A 14,615-nucleotide genomic window follows, 5' to 3' on the forward strand; every position below is an offset into this window, starting at 1 on the left:
ACCTTCGATCGTCGTAGTACCGTGCCCTCGTCCGTGACGAGGCCAGACCGCCCTCGACCGCTCGGGAGTGTCTCCGTGACCGCCGCTACTGCCGAATTGCACGAGCCCGACGACTACTCTGCGCGCCATCTCTCGGTGCTGGAGGGGCTGGAGGCGGTCCGTAAACGGCCTGGCATGTACGTCGGGTCGACGGACAGCCGGGGTCTCACCCACTGTCTGTGGGAAATCGTCGACAACTCGGTCGACGAGGCGCTGGCCGGGCACTGTTCCCGGATCGATGTGGTGTTGGCCGCCGACGGTGCCGTCGAGGTCCGGGACGATGGCCGGGGAATCCCGGTGGACATCGAGCCCAAGTCTGGGCTTCCCGGGGTCGAGGTGGTCATGACCCGGCTGCACGCCGGGGGCAAGTTCGGCTCGGGCTCCTACACGGCCTCCGGCGGGCTCCACGGGGTGGGCGCGTCGGTGGTGAATGCGCTCTCGGCCCGACTGGATGTGGAGGTGGACCGGGACGGCCGCACCAGCTCCATGAGTTTTCGCCGTGGAATTCCCGGCACCTTCGACGGCAGCGGCCCGGACGCCGATTTCACTGCGGGCTCCGGGCTGACCGTGGGGCGCCGGGTCGCACGCTCGGTCACGGGAACCCGGGTCCGGTTCTGGCCGGACCGTCAGATCTTTCTGAAGGACGCCGACATTGCCCTGGACGCGCTGCTCGGCCGCGCCCGCCAGACGGCATTCCTTATCCCCGGGCTGACCATCGCGGTCCGGGATGAACGGGGAGAGGGCAGCCCCCCGGTGGAGGAGGAGTTTCGCTTCGACGGGGGAATTAGCGAGTACTGCACCTACCTCGCTCCCGACGAACCCGTCAGCGACGTGCTGCGACTTCAGGGGGCGGGTACCTTCACCGAGACCGTGCCGGTCCTGGACGACAGTGGGCACATGGTGCCCACGGAGGTAGAGCGCACGCTGGACGTGGATGTCGCCTTGCGCTGGGGAAACGGCTATGACCCGACGGTGCGTTCCTTCGTTAACGTGATCGCCACCCCCAAGGGCGGCACCCATGTCGCGGGTTTCGAGCGGGCCCTGGTCCGGGTCGTCAACGATCAGCTGCGCAGCGCGAAGCTCCTCAAGGCGAATGAGGACCCGGTCGTGAAGGAGGACGTGCTGGAGGGGCTGACGGCGGTGGTTACCGTACGCCTGCCCGAGCCCCAGTTCGAAGGCCAAACCAAGGAGATCCTCGGAACTTCGGCGGCGAGCCGGATTGTCTCCCAGGTGGTCGGGCACGAGCTCCGGGCGTTTCTCGGTTCCACCAAGCGGGCGCAGCGTCAACAGGCGCGTACGGTGCTGGAGAAGATCGTCAACGCGGCCAAGGCACGACAGGCCGCCCGGCAACAGCGGGAGAACCAGCGCCGCAAGACCGCCCTGGAGAACTCCGCCCTGCCCGCCAAGCTGGTGGACTGTCGGAGCGAGGGGATGGAGTCCAGCGAACTGTTCATCGTGGAGGGTGACTCCGCCCTGGGCACGGCCAAACTGGCCCGCAATTCCGAGTTCCAGGCGCTGCTACCGATCCGAGGCAAGATTCTCAACGTGCAGAAGGCCTCTATGGCCGACATGCTCAAGAACGCGGAATGTGCCGCGATCTTGCAGGTGATCGGTGCCGGCTCCGGGCGCGGCTTCGACGTGACCGCGGCCCGCTACGGACGGGTCATCATCATGGCGGACGCGGATGTCGACGGTGCCCACATCCGCTGCCTCCTGCTGACCCTGTTCTACCGATACATGCGCCCCCTGCTGGAGGAAGGCCGGGTCTACGCCGCCGTCCCGCCCCTGCACCGGGTGGAACTAACCAATGTTGCCCGGAAACGGGGCGCCAAGGCGGACCGGTACCTCTACACCTACTCGGACGCCGAGCTTCAGCGGCGCCTGTTGGAGCTGGAGCGTAAGGGCTTCACCTGGAAGGAGCCGGTGCAGCGGTACAAGGGACTGGGCGAGATGGACGCCGACCAGTTGGCCGAGACCACCATGGATCCCCGCCACCGGACGCTGCGCCGGATCCGGGTGGAACACGCGGAAGAGGCCGCGGGGGTGTTCGACCTGCTGATGGGTAACGAGGTCGCCCCGCGGCGCCGGTTCATCGCCGAGGGGGCACAGGAGCTGGATCTGTCCCGGATCGACGCTTAACGTCCGGTGCGTAGGCGGCGATCGGATTCTGAAGGTCCCCTGCCAGCTGGATGGCACTGGCGGGGTCCTGGAGGTCCACCATCCGTTCGTTGTTGCGCAGTTGCAGGCGGTTCAGGCAGGACAGTCCGAAGCGTTCGGTGAACAGGTCCCAACGGGCGAACCGGGAGTTCAGCTCGGGGTGATCGTGTTGGTAGTCAGCGACGCACTGCGCAACGACCTGCCAGAAGTCCTCCTCGGCGAGCAGTCCCTCTTCGGCCAGCACGGAGTTGAGGAACCGGAGAAAACAGTCGAATACGTCGGTGAGGATCGACAGTGGACGCAGTTCCTCGTCGACCTCGGCGCGGATGCGCGCCACGCCCTGGGGGAGGGGGCGGTCCGGGTCCAACAGAGCAACTTCTTCGGCGATGTCCTTGATCAGTGCACGGTGAGGCACGCCCTGTTCCAGCACCAGGATGACGTTCTCCCCGTGTGGCATGAAGACCAGGTCGTGGGCGTAGAAACAGTGCAGGATGGGACGGAGATAGACGTCCAGATAGCGTCGCAGCCACTCTCGCGCACCGAGCTGCGACTCGGCGATGAGTGCTGCGACCAGGGACTCACCCGCACTGTCCACGTGCAACAGTGCCGCCATCGTCGCCAGACGCTGGTTGCTGCCCGGGTCGAGGTGCGTGTGGGGGCTCTCCCGCCAGAGTGCGGCGAGCATCATCCGGTACGGCGATCCGCTCTCGGTGGCTGCCTCATAGTGTTCGTGGTGGAAGCCCACGGCGGCGCGTTCCCGCAGCACGGTGAACCCGCTCGCCCGCAGCTCGGGGTCCTCGACAACGATGCGGGTGACCCAGTCGTTGATCGCCGGGGTGGAGCGCATATACGCCGCGGACAGTCCACGCAGGAACCCCATATTGCGTACGGACATGGCTGTTTTGACGTAGTGGCGGTGGGGTGCACTGCGGTTGTAGAGGGTGCGGACGGACTGTTGGGGCTGGTAGTCGTCGTCACCGTAGCCGAGGCAGATGAGGTCACGGCGCGCCAACGCGTCGGCGAAGGTGACTGTGGTGCGGTTCCACCACTGCCAGGGATGGACGGGGATGAGATGCACGTCCGCCAGCGTGAGTGCCTGTTCGGCGAGGACGCGCGTGAATCGCTCCAGCGTGTCCGGGGCCAGCTCGGTGGTGAGCAGCGTCTGGCGGTCCAGGTCGTGGCTGTGGGTGAGCGTGCAGTATTCGCGGCGTGCCGCCAGCCACACCAGTCGGGTTGTGGCACCGGTCTCCGGAGCGTAGGCCAGATACTCATTGGCATCCAGGCCGATCCGGCCGCTGTTGGCGACGAAACACGGGTGCCCCTCGGTCATCCCGGCCTCGATGGTCTGGAAGTCGCTGTGTGCGAGCTCGGCGGCGGTGTGACGGCGGGTGGCCAACTTGTGGGACCAGCTGGCCAGGGTGGTGGTCAGCTCTTCAAGATAGGTCGGTAGCAGTGTGGGATCGATGTCCAGGGTCTCCCGTAGATCCAGGACGAGGGCGGTTGTCTCCGGTGAGAGTTCCTGTCCGTCCCGGATCCGGGTGATGCTCTCGGGATCCACCACCCAGTGGTCCAGCGATCGTCGACGGGCCGTGAAGCGGTATTCGGTGCGGGTGTCGTCACTGGTGACCACGTAGTCCCGCCCTTCGAGCCGAGGGAGCACCAGCCGTTCGTGGGCGAACTCCGCGAGCGCCTTGGCGGTCAGTAGGCGGTTGGCACGGTGCCACGTGTCCGGGGTGAGATGGCTAATGACCGTGTCCGGCCGCTCGCGCGCCGGGTCGGGGCCCGTGGTTGTGGGCTGTGGGGCGGCGCCGTGCGGCGTCGTGGCGTGGTACTGCTGTCGGGTGCAGGTGCTGAGGTAGGCCTGTTTGTCGGGAAGGTCGATGGTGTGGTGGATCTGGAAGCCCACAGCGGCGTTCAACCGGTGCATCTTTCGGTTGCGCACGTCGGGTTCCACGACAACACGCTCCACTCCGGGGGTGGCGAACAGCCACTGCATGACGGTGTCCAGGACGGCACGGGTGAAGCCGTGCCGGGGCGTGTCGGTGGGTGCGACGAGAACGTGCATCCCGGTGTCGCCGGTGCGTCCCTGATAGTGGTGCCGTAGCGGGGTGTGCTGCGGACTGTAGCGCTCGACCAGGAACGCCGGCTGGCCGTCGTGCTGGCCCAGCAGGGCCAGACGGTGTGGATCTTCCTCGATCTCGGTGAATTCGCGTTCGATGTCGGCCTGGGTGGCCGATCCCAATTGCCAGAAGACGGACTTGGGGTGGGTGAGCCATGAGTGCAGCAGTGGGATGTGGCTGGCCCGGTCCACGTGGTGGAGGGAGAATCTCCCCAGGCAAGGGTCGGTACGGACGAACACGGTCTCGGTCACGGCAGCTCCATGGGTGCGGTGAAGGTCTGGAACGTGGTGGTGGACTCGACGGGGTAGGGCTCGCGGCCGGTGAGCTCACGCAGGATGGATGAGTTTCGGTAGGCAGCCATGCCCAGGTCCGGGGTGACGAAGCCGTGCGTGTGCAGTTCGGCGTTCTGGACGAAAACCTCGGAGCCACGCTGGTCCACGCTGTAGTTGCGGGCCGCGACCAGGCGGCCCTCGCCATCCCAGCGCAGCCGTTCGGCGATCGGGGAAAGGAAGTCCGGAGGACGGTAGGAGTAGCCCGTGGCCAGCACCACCTCCGCTGTGGTGTGGGTGTGGCGCACGTCCTGCTCGGTGTGGTGCAGCTGGAGCTCGAAGGTGCCGCTGTCGGGGTCGCGATGGGCACCGGTGACCGCTGTGGCCGGCAGCAGCCGTGTCGGGCAGTGGCCCCGGTGCGACTTCGTGTACAGCAGCTCGTAGATCTCGTTGATCAGGCTGCTGTCGATTCCCTTGTACAGCGGGTTCTGCTGCCGCAGCAGCGCCTCGCGGGTGGCGGCGGGGAGTGCGTGGAAGTGGTCGGTGTAGTCGGGGGAGGTGAGCTCCAGGGTCAGCTTCGTGTACTCCAGGGGAAAGAACCGGGGGGAGCGGGTTACCCAGGTGAGTGCGTAGTCGTGGCGGTCGATGTCGCGCAGTAGGTCGTAGTAGATCTCGGCGGCGCTCTGGCCGCTGCCCACCACGGTGATGCTGCTGCTGGCTACGAGCTGTTCGCGTCGCGACAGATAGTGGGAACTGTGCAGGCCCGCGGTGTCGATTTCGGAGAAGGCGTCCGGTAGGTGCGGCGGTGTGCCGGTGCCCAACACCAGACGGCGGGCGCGGTAGGTGAGCTCCTCGCCGGTCGTGGGCCGGATGGCCTGGACCAGGTAGTGGTCGGTGCCCGGGTCGTGTCGGATCGCGGTGACCCGGGTGTCGAAATGCAGGTGTTGGTTGCCGAGCCGCTCGGTCGCCCAACGGCAGTAGTCGTTGAACTCGCTGCGTAGGGGAAAGAAGCTTTCCCGGATGTAGAAGGGGTATAGGCGGTTGGACGCCTTGAGGTAGTTCAGGAAGGAGTAGGGCGAGGTCGGGTCAGCCAGGGTGACCAGGTCGGCGAGGAAGGGGGTCTGGAGGGTGGCCTCGTCGAGCAGCATGCCACCGTGCCAGGTGAATTCTGGTTCCTGCTCCAGGACCACCACGTCCAGGTCCGAAAGCGGCTCGCTCAGGCAGGCCAGGCCGAGGTTGAACGGCCCCAGCCCGACGGCTAGGACGTCGTGGGCATCGGCGCCGTGCGCGGTTGGTGCTTCGGGCATTGTGTCCTCCGTTCTCCGGTTCTCAGCTTGCGGGGGCGAGGACTCCGTTGGCAGCCAGGTACTCTTCGGCGTGGCCGGCGAGGAGGTCACGCACCGTGGTGATGTCGGCCCGGGTGGTGTCGGGGTTGAGAATGGTCAGCTTGAGATGGCGTCGGCCGTCCACGGTGGTCTGTGCCACCAGCGCGCTTCCGGAGGTGTACAGCGCGTTCCGGGCGTACACCGCGGCGGCATCACCCTGTGCCGCGGAAATACCGGCGCCCGGGACATAGCGGAACACGACCGTGCTGAGTTGGGGTGGGGCGGCGAGTTGGAAGCGTGGGTCGGCCGTCAGGATCTCGGCGGCCTCGGTGGCGCGCTCGATCACGGTGTCGAAGAGTGTGCCGATGGCCTCGGCGCCCATGATGCGGAGGGTCAGCCACAGCTTCAGGGCGTCGAATCGGCGTGTGGTCTGAATGCTCTTGTCCACCTGATTCGGTGTCTGGGTGGCCGTGTCGGCCGGGTTCAGATACTCCGCGTGGTAGGTGGCGTGGCGGAGGGTACGTCTCTCGCGCACGATGACGGCGCTGGAACTGACCGGCTGGAAGAAGGATTTGTGGAAGTCCACGGTGACAGAGTCGGCATGTTCGATCCCGTCGAGGCGGTAACGGTGTCGGGATACGAGGAGACCGCAGCCGTAGGCGGCGTCCACGTGCAGCCACACCCCGCTGCGGGTGCACTCGGCGGCGATGTCGGGCAGTGGGTCAATGCTGCCGAAGTCCGTGGTTCCCGCGGTGGCAACCACCGCCATCGGAACCAACCCCCGCCGCTGGCAGTCCTCAATTTCCGCGCGGAGTGCGGCGGGAACCATACGGCGGGTGGCGTCGCAGGCCACGGTCCGCACCGCGTCGTAGCCCAGCCCCAGGAGTGCGGCCGACTTCGCCACGCTGAAGTGTGCACTCTCGGAGGTCAGAATGCACAGCCGGGACAGGTTTGCGGAGGTGGGGCCAGTGGCGCCGCGGGGATCGTCAGCGTTCAGGCGGCTGATGGTCTCGTCTCGGGCCAGGAGTAGTGCCTGAAGGTTGGACTGGGTGCCGCCACTGGTGAAGACCCCGTCGGCGGAGGGTCCCATGCCGATCTGTTGGGCGGTCCACTCGACCAGGCGTTGTTCGATCAGCGTGGCGCCGGTGCTCTGGTCCCAGGTGTCCAGGGAGGAGTTGACGGCACTGAGGACGGTTTCGCCGAGTAGGGCCGGAAGGGCCACGGGGCAGTTGAGGTGTGCGAGATAGCGGGGATGGTGGAAGTAGACGGCATCCCGGAGGTAGATGTCCTCGAGTTCGTCCAGGGCCAGCTGGCTGTCCCGGAGGGGATGGTCCAAATCGATTCCGGCGAGTCTGGTGGTCAGCTGGCGCACGGTGGGGCCGGTGGTGGGCCCGTCGGCGCCGGCGATCCTGCGGGCCACGCGGTGGGCCCCGGCCGCGACGAGCTGTTGGTACTGCCCGCTGGTCGTTCCGGTGAGCAGGTGCGTACGGGGGGCGGTGTCGGTCCACTGGGAGGGCTCGTGCACGCTCATCGATCACCCTAATTAAGGTTAGCCTAACGAAACAAAAGTTAGCCTAACCTATTAATCGATGATGTCGATACGGGGGTACCCCTGGGCTACACGTTGATGCCGGGACCTCCGGGGACGCGTCGTGTCACGAAACCGGGAACAGCCCGCGTGCTAGGATGAGCGCGCCCGCGTGACCTACGGTTCCGGCGTGGCCGCGGGCGGCAGGGGCGGTAGCTCAGCCGGTCAGAGCAGCGGACTCATAATCCGTCGGTCGCGGGTTCAAGTCCCGCCCGCCCCACGCATCGCCCCGGAGCCTTGGTCTGTTCTGGTTGGTGGCATCGGGCTCGTGGGGGAGCGAGGGGCCCGACGGGGCGGGTATGCCGCCAGCGGCGGTGCTGCGAGTGAGACCCGGGGCCGCCGCGTCCCGCGACGCAGTCCGCAGCGTACGGGCCGATCTCACCGCAGATCGGGGACGCCGCACGTCGATCCCGGATTCTGGTCGGGCCGATCCTGCGCCCGTCGGCGATGAGGTCGTGACCGTCCGGATCATGCGGGCGGAGAGGCTCCCTGTGCTCGTCGCCACTCCGAAAAGATCGTGGTGGATCGATCGTGCTGAATCCCTGTGACCAGGAAATAAAACAATGGCCAGGCGTTCTCTAATCGTGCTCGGGCGGGATTCCTGAGTCTAGGGGTGTGCGAAACCTCCCGTTCCGCATCGACTGAATGGCATGATGTACGGGTGAATATACGGAGATGTCATCACGATCTCCTGGAAGGTCAGTGTTCCTATTGCCAGGAGGTTCCGGCCGGCCTCACCGAACGGGTGGCAGTTACTACTGGTGGCGACGTTTTCCATCGCTCAACGAACTGTGTCGCCCTGCGTGAGGGGCACAAGAAGGCTCGAGCCCGCGGGCAGGACGTATATGATCCGGAGGTTGTCCCCCTCGCGCGGGTGCGCCATGAGCGTGATCCCTGCATCGCCTGCTTTCCCGATTTCACACCCCCCGGTACCCGGCTGTGTTGGGTCTATTCTCAGGGACAATGGAACAAGGGGCTGCTCACCCGGTGGATCGGCCGCAACGCCTCCGGCCAGTGGGAGGCATGGGTGGCTTTTGTGGTGGAGGTCCCACAATTGGAGAAGATCAACGAAACTTACCTCCGGCCACGCGAGGCGGGACAGGAAACGCCGCCCGGTCGCGTTTCCGTAACACGCACCCCTGGCGCGCAACGTCGTCAGCCTGCGGAAACCGGTGGAGAGGCGGAACCGCGGGTGCCGCGGCCCCGCGACGACGGCACACGGGGCGAGCCGCCGGTGGAGGAACGGATCTGGCTTGACGTCCCCTTCGCCGAGAAGGACGAGGCCAAGGCGGCGGGAGCCCGGTGGGACGGCACGGCCCGCCGGTGGTACGCGCCCCGTGCGGGGATCGCGGCACTGGAACGCTGGGCGGCGGCGCCGGAGTTGCCCACGCTTCTCCCCGGTGAGGACCGCTCGTTGGGCTCGGGACTCTATGTCGACCTTGTCCCGAGTAGTTGCTGGTTTACCAACGCCCGCTCCTGCCTGGAGCCCAGGGACTGGGAACGGGTGCGCCGGATGGTCACAGCCCGTGCCGGCAACGTCTGCGAGATCTGCGGAGCCGAGCCGGACCGCGCGCAGCAGCGGTGGATGGAGGTCCACGAGCGCTGGGTGTACGATGCCCGGCTCCGGGTGCAGACCCTGCGCCGGCTGATCTGCGTGTGCACGCCGTGTCACACGGTGACACACTTTGGTTACGCCCAGGTGCGTGGCCTGGAACGGCAGGCGTTCGCGCACCTGATGAGCGTGACGGAGATGGGGCCCTCCCAGGCCCGTGCCCATGTCGACGAGGCGTTCGCGGTGTGGGAGGAGCGGTCCCGCCACGTGTGGTCGCTGGACCTGTCTATGCTGACCGATGCGGGGATCCGCGTGCTGCCCGCCCCTAGGGCCCGTGATCGGGTGGACACAGCGCGGCGCACCCTGGAAGGGGAGCCGTAGGAGGCCGGTTGTGGGGCGTGCGAACCCTCGAACGGATGCGCCCTATTGTGCGTGGTGCGGCCCGTCGTTGCGGAGGCGCCGATGGAGTTCGCGCCCGGGACGTCGTACCCGTCAGGGCAGTCGGCCGGCGTGGGCGAGTGCCTGGCGTACCAGGACGTCCTGGCCGCCGCTCATTTCCTGTTGGACCTCCGGGCTGGCTGCCTCTTCCGGGGTTAGCCACACGAGATCCAGTGCGTCCTGACGGGGTTCGCAGTCGCCGGCGACCGGAACGACGTAGGCCAGGGACACCGCGTGTTGACGCGGATCATGGAACGCGGAGACTCCGGGGGTGGGGAAGTACTCGGCGACTGTGAATGGTTGGGGAGCGGTCGGTAGGTGGGGCAGTGCCACGGCCCCGAGGTCCTTTTCCAGGTGGCGCAGCAACGCATCCCGGATGCGCTCGTGATGCAGGACCCGGCCGGAGACCACGGCACGGCTGATGCTGCCATCCGGGGCCACCCCCAGCAGCAGACCGACGTGGGTCACAGTCCCAGCGTCGTCGACTCGAACGGGAACGGCGTTGATGTACAGGATCGGAAGCTGATCCCGAGCCGTGGCCAGTTCGGTGGATGTCAGCCAACCGGGGGCGTCCCCGTCAGTGGTTTCGCGCATGCCGCCGTTCTATCGCATTCGGGGCCCTGAGAAACACCGACAACCCGTATCCCGTCCACCACGTGACGTTTGCGGAATCCCTCCCCAAACCGTAGTGAGATGGTTACCCTACGGGGAGTAGGGACCCGGAGACTCGACGAGAGTGGGTGCTCATGGAGGCGTTTCGCCTACCCGATTTCTACCTACCGTATCCCCCCCGTCTCAATCCCCAGGTGGAGCGTTCCCGCCAGCACAGCCTGGACTGGGCCCGCACGATGGGCATGCTCGACAGCCGCACCCCGCGTGGCGGCCTGGTGTGGGACGAGGACGCCCTGGCGTCCATGGACTACGCCCTGATGTGCGGGTACACCCATCCCGACTGTGACGGCCCGATGTTGGACCTGATCACCGACTGGTACGTGTGGGTGTTCTTCTTCGACGACGACTTCCTGGAGCGGTTCAAGAACTCCCGGGACCTCCAGGGGGCACGGGCCTATCTGAACCGACTCGACGACATCATGGCTGCCGACGGCCATCCCGAGTCCCCACCCGCGAATGCCGCCGAGACCGGGTTGTGTGACCTGTGGCGCCGAACCGTGCCGCAGATGTCGGCCGAGTGGCGCGAACGATTCACTGTCAGTACCCACAACCTCATGATCGAGTCCCTGTGGGAGCTGGACAACATCAACCGGGAACGCATCGCGAATCCGATCGAGTACATCCAGATGCGGCGTCGAGTCGGGGGAGCACCATGGTCGGCGAATCTGGTCGAGTGCGCCGTGGGTGTGGAGGTGCCGCACCACCTGCGTGACATCCGCGCCGTGTCCAGCCTCAGCGACACCTTCGCCGACGCGGTGCACCTGCGCAACGACCTGTTCTCCTACCAGCGCGAGGTTGAGGAAGAGGGGGAGAACTCCAACGCGGTTCTGGTGTTCGAGCGGTTTTTCGATTGCACGACCCAGGAGGCTGCGGATCGGGTCAATGACCTGTTGACCTCCCGCCTGGTGCAGTTCGAGGACATAGCGTTGCACGAGGTCCCGGGCCTCGTGGCCGACCACGGTGTGCCGCCCGACGAGCAGGCAGCCCTGGCCGCCTACGTGAAGGGACTTCAGGACTGGCAGGCCGGGGGACACGAGTGGCATGCCCGATCCAGCCGCTACATGAATTCCGGTGCCCGCCGCTCCGTGCATGGGCCCACAGGACTGGGTACCGCGGCGGCACGATCCCCGTTCGGGGCCACCGCGCTCGGGCCCGGTCTCCAGCGGCGGCGGGGGCAGCGGTCCCAACCGGTGCTGGCCCCCGTGGGGCATCTTCCCCTACCGGAGATCTACATGCCCTATAGCTACCGGATGAGCCCGCATCTGGACGCGGCGCGGAGTTACGCGGTGGACTGGGCCCGCCGGATGGGCATGTTCGACTCCGTGCCCGGTATTGAGGCCGGAGGCGTCTGGGACGAGCGCAGGTTCCTCTTGTTCGACCTGCCGCACTGCGCGGCCATGATCCACGCTGATGCGAGCCCCGAGCAGTTGAACCTGTCCTCGGACTGGCTGGCCTGGGGAACCTATGGTGACGACTACTTTCCGGTGGTGTTCGGGGCCAGTCGAGACGTGGCCGCAGCCAAGGCATGTAACGACCGGCTTCCGGCGTTCATGCCCCTGGACCTCGGCGCGACTCCCGAGCCCACCAACCCGATCGAACGTGGACTGGCCGACCTGTGGCGTCGGACCGCCGCAGCGATGACCACCGCGGCACGGGATCGGTTCCGTACCGCGGTCATGGACATGACCTCCAGTTGGCTGTGGGAGCTGGACAATCAGGCCCAGCACCGGGTTCCGGATCCGGTGGACTACATCGAGATGCGTCGGAGAACCTTCGGCTCGGACATGACGATGAGCCTGTCCCGGCTCGCCCACGTGGACGACATTCCGCCCGGGCTGGAGCAGACCCGCACCATCCGCGAGATGGAGACCGCGGCACAGGACTACGCCTGCTTCGTCAATGACCTGTTCTCTTACCAGAAGGAGATTCAGTTCGAGGGCGAGTTGCACAACCTCGTGCTCGTCGTGGAGAACTTCCTGTGTCTGGACCGGTTCACAGCCCGGGATGTGGTGGCCGACCTCATGCGCGCCCGTATGGAACAGTTCCAACACATCGTGGCGCACGATCTGCCCGCCCTGTTCGTCGAACACAATCTGGACCAACGGGCCCGAACCGCCCTGAGCGCGCATGCCGCCAAGCTCAAGGACTGGATGTCGGGAATTCTGGAGTGGCACCGCAAGTGTGCGCGTTACCAGGAGCATGAACTGCGGCGGCACCACCTGGGTGCGGGGAGTGCCCTGGCGCAGCCCACCCGGTCGGGCCTGGAACCCCGTCGTTGGGGACCCACCGGAATCGGAACCTCGGCGGCGCGCGTCGCGGTCCCGGCCCAGCACGTCGCCCGGTAGCTAGATCCACAGCGGGGTGCCCCGAACGGGCACCCCGCGGCACCGAATTCGTGGGCCGGGGGTCAGTCCAGAATGCGCACGACGATCTTGCCGCTGGTGTGCCCCTCGTCCCCGCGGCGGTGCGCCTCGGCAATCCCACTCAGAGGGAAGACCTCGCTGACGTGCGGACGCAGCCGACCCTGCTCGACCAGTTCGGCGATCGCCGCCATGCCCCCGTGGTCGGCCTCCACCAACATGGGTGCCACTCGGATCCCCCGCGTGGCGGCCGCTGCGTCCCGCTCCTCGTCCGGAACCGGAAGCAGGGGGATCAGAACGCCACCGGGGCGCAGAGTGGACACCGACCGCCGGCCGTACTCGCCACAGATCGGATCCAGCACCACATCGACCTCGGACACGGCCTCGGCGAAGTCCACCTCCCGGTAGTCGACCAGTTCGTCGGCTCCCAGGTCCTTGAGGAAGGCGTGTTTGCCGGCGCTGGCCGTTCCGATGACGTGGGCACCGCGGGCCTTGGCGATCTGGACCGCGAGATGGCCGACACCGCCGGCCGCGGCATGGACGAGTACGCGCTGCCCGGACTGGAGCCGAGCGGTGTCCACCAGCGCCTGCCAGGCGGTAAGCGCGGCGAGCGGCAGGGCCCCAGCCTCGGTGTGCGAGAGTCCGCTCGGCGCGTGGGCGAAGGCGCGCGTCGGCGCCGTCACGTACTCGGCAAAGGCCCCGGCCCCATGGGGGTAGGGCAGCATCCCGAAGACCCGATCTCCAGGGGCGAACAGGGTGACCCCGAAGCCCACGGCGTCGACTACCCCGGAAACGTCCCAGCCCAGCACATAGGGCGGGTCTCCCAGAAACAGTCGCTGAGCCCGATGCTTCCAGTCCGTGGGGTTAAGTCCGGCCGCATGGACCCGAACCCGGATCTCCGAGATTCCGGGAGCAGGAATCTCCGTGGTGGTCTCGTGCAGGACCTCGGGTCCGCCGAGGACGTCCTGGGATATGGCGCGCATCGTGGTTCGTTCAGTCATGGCCTCCAGCATCGCGCCCCGATTTCCGAGCGACAATGGCAGAAACGCCAGTATCCGATACGATCCTGCCATGGATACGGTGGCCGTGCTCGCCCTCGACGGCGTATACCCCTTCGAACTGGGGATTGCCAGCCGGGTGTTCGGTTCGGCGCCGGAACGCTACACGGTGGCAACCTGTAGCCCAACCGGGGACGCCGTCCGTACCGGTGCGGATTTTGACGTGGAGGTTGCGCACGATGCCGCGCTGCTCGCCACGGCCGACATCGTGGTGATTCCGCCATGTGACCTGGAACCGCTGCTCAGTACCGGCAGCCTCAGCCCGGAGGTGAGCTCTGCCCTGGGGGTGGTACGGCCTGGAACCCAGATCGTGTCCATCTGCACAGCCTCGTTCGTGCTGGCTGCCGCGGGGTTTCTGGACGGGCGTCGTGCGGCCACCCACTGGGCGGAGGCCGCCACCCTACAACGCCTCTTCCCGCGGGTGGCCGTCGATCCGCGGGTGCTGTTCGCCGAGGACGGGGACCTGCTCACATCCGCCGGGGCGGCCTCTGGGGTGGATGCCTGCCTGCATCTGATCCGGCGGGACCACGGCAGTGCTCTCGCCAACCGGGTGGCTCGCGTGTGTGTCGTTCCGCCCTGGCGGGATGGGGGACAGGCTCAGTACATCGAGCATCCGGTTCCGGCCGAGGCCGACCTCGGCACCGCGGCGACCCGTGCCTGGGCCACACATCGACTACACCTGCCGCTCACCGTCACCGAACTTGCCGAGCATGCCCGGATGAGTCCCCGAACCTTCGCCCGGAGATTCCAGGAGGAGACCGGAACCAGCCCCGCCCGGTGGTTGACGCGGCAGCGACTGGCCCGGGCCCGGGAACTCCTGGAGTCCACAAACCTTCCCGTGGAACGGGTGGCGCATCAGGTCGGATTCGGAACCGCCGCCGCACTACGCAAGCACATGCGCGCAGAGCTGGGGGTTCCCCCACTGACCTACCGCCGCACATTCCGCGGTGCGGTACTCGACCGCGCGGAGTAACCGTTGCGGGAGGCCGGATGACCGTGCACCGATGTGTGCGCGAAAATGGCTCTGGGCACCGTAT

9 protein-coding genes and 1 tRNA gene are annotated in these 14,615 nt (G+C 66.9%); 5 read left to right on the forward strand and 5 right to left on the reverse strand.

Going from position 1 to position 14,615, the window contains the following annotated elements:
• Positions 1-75: 75 nt before the first annotated feature.
• A complete protein-coding gene (locus RIF23_RS13300; RefSeq protein ID WP_310912806.1) occupies positions 76-2,178 on the forward strand; it encodes a DNA gyrase/topoisomerase IV subunit B in 2,103 nt (700 codons plus the stop codon).
• On the opposite strand, the gene RIF23_RS13305 is transcribed toward RIF23_RS13300, so the two are convergent.
• Genes RIF23_RS13305 through RIF23_RS13315 form a run of 3 tightly spaced genes read right to left on the reverse strand, consistent with a single transcriptional unit; the run spans position 2,129 to position 7,441 of the window.
• On the reverse strand, positions 2,129-4,567 hold the full coding sequence (locus RIF23_RS13305; protein ID WP_310912807.1) for a GNAT family N-acetyltransferase: 2,439 nt from the start codon (positions 4,565-4,567) through the stop codon (positions 2,129-2,131). The two genes, RIF23_RS13300 and RIF23_RS13305, sit on opposite strands and share 50 nt — an antisense overlap.
• Positions 4,564-5,892, reverse strand: coding sequence for a lysine N(6)-hydroxylase/L-ornithine N(5)-oxygenase family protein (locus RIF23_RS13310; protein ID WP_310912808.1), 1,329 nt, complete (start codon positions 5,890-5,892; stop codon positions 4,564-4,566). Before RIF23_RS13310 ends, RIF23_RS13305 begins: the two co-directional genes overlap by 4 nt.
• A 22-nt stretch (positions 5,893-5,914) precedes the next feature.
• Positions 5,915-7,441, reverse strand: coding sequence for a pyridoxal phosphate-dependent decarboxylase family protein (locus RIF23_RS13315; protein ID WP_310912809.1), 1,527 nt, complete (start codon positions 7,439-7,441; stop codon positions 5,915-5,917).
• A gap of 203 nt (positions 7,442-7,644) precedes the next feature.
• Here RIF23_RS13315 and RIF23_RS13320 point away from each other — a divergent pair.
• Positions 7,645-7,718: transfer RNA gene (locus tag RIF23_RS13320), tRNA-Ile, on the forward strand.
• A 972-nt stretch (positions 7,719-8,690) separates the two neighbouring features.
• Positions 8,691-9,431, forward strand: coding sequence for a DUF5710 domain-containing protein (locus tag RIF23_RS13325; protein WP_310912810.1), 741 nt, complete (start codon positions 8,691-8,693; stop codon positions 9,429-9,431).
• 111 nt (positions 9,432-9,542) lie between these two features.
• On the opposite strand, the gene RIF23_RS13330 is transcribed toward RIF23_RS13325, so the two are convergent.
• Positions 9,543-10,082, reverse strand: a complete 540-nt coding sequence (locus tag RIF23_RS13330; protein WP_310912811.1) for an NUDIX hydrolase family protein — start codon at positions 10,080-10,082, stop codon at positions 9,543-9,545.
• A 152-nt stretch (positions 10,083-10,234) separates the two neighbouring features.
• Here RIF23_RS13330 and RIF23_RS13335 point away from each other — a divergent pair, with 152 nt between their 5' ends.
• Positions 10,235-12,505, forward strand: coding sequence for a terpene synthase family protein (locus RIF23_RS13335; protein WP_310912812.1), 2,271 nt, complete (start codon positions 10,235-10,237; stop codon positions 12,503-12,505).
• A gap of 62 nt (positions 12,506-12,567) precedes the next feature.
• Here RIF23_RS13335 and RIF23_RS13340 read toward each other — a convergent pair whose 3' ends face one another.
• Positions 12,568-13,521, reverse strand: coding sequence for an NADP-dependent oxidoreductase (locus RIF23_RS13340; RefSeq protein WP_310912813.1), 954 nt, complete (start codon positions 13,519-13,521; stop codon positions 12,568-12,570).
• Between the two features lie 70 nt (positions 13,522-13,591).
• On the opposite strand from RIF23_RS13340, the gene RIF23_RS13345 reads away from it, so the two are divergent.
• Positions 13,592-14,551 (forward strand): GlxA family transcriptional regulator, encoded by a 960-nt coding sequence (locus tag RIF23_RS13345; protein WP_310912814.1) that lies wholly within the window; start codon positions 13,592-13,594, stop codon positions 14,549-14,551.
• Positions 14,552-14,615: the final 64 nt, after the last annotated feature.

Origin of the sequence: Lipingzhangella rawalii, from assembly GCF_031628175.1 — a bacterium.
Classification (GTDB): domain Bacteria; phylum Actinomycetota; class Actinomycetes; order Streptosporangiales; family Streptosporangiaceae; genus Lipingzhangella_A; species Lipingzhangella_A rawalii.

What these genes read in the sequence shown, in the direction of transcription:
- RIF23_RS13310 (WP_310912808.1), bottom strand. Translation starts at nt 5,892, where the DNA reads ATGCCCGAAGCACCAACCGCGCACGGCGCCGATGCCCACGACGTCCTA.
- RIF23_RS13315 (WP_310912809.1), bottom strand. Translation starts at nt 7,441, where the DNA reads ATGAGCGTGCACGAGCCCTCCCAGTGGACCGACACCGCCCCCCGTACG.
- RIF23_RS13330 (WP_310912811.1), bottom strand. Translation starts at nt 10,082, where the DNA reads ATGCGCGAAACCACTGACGGGGACGCCCCCGGTTGGCTGACATCCACC.
- RIF23_RS13335 (WP_310912812.1), top strand. Translation starts at nt 10,235, where the DNA reads ATGGAGGCGTTTCGCCTACCCGATTTCTACCTACCGTATCCCCCCCGT.
- RIF23_RS13340 (WP_310912813.1), bottom strand. Translation starts at nt 13,521, where the DNA reads ATGACTGAACGAACCACGATGCGCGCCATATCCCAGGACGTCCTCGGC.
- RIF23_RS13345 (WP_310912814.1), top strand. Translation starts at nt 13,592, where the DNA reads ATGGATACGGTGGCCGTGCTCGCCCTCGACGGCGTATACCCCTTCGAA.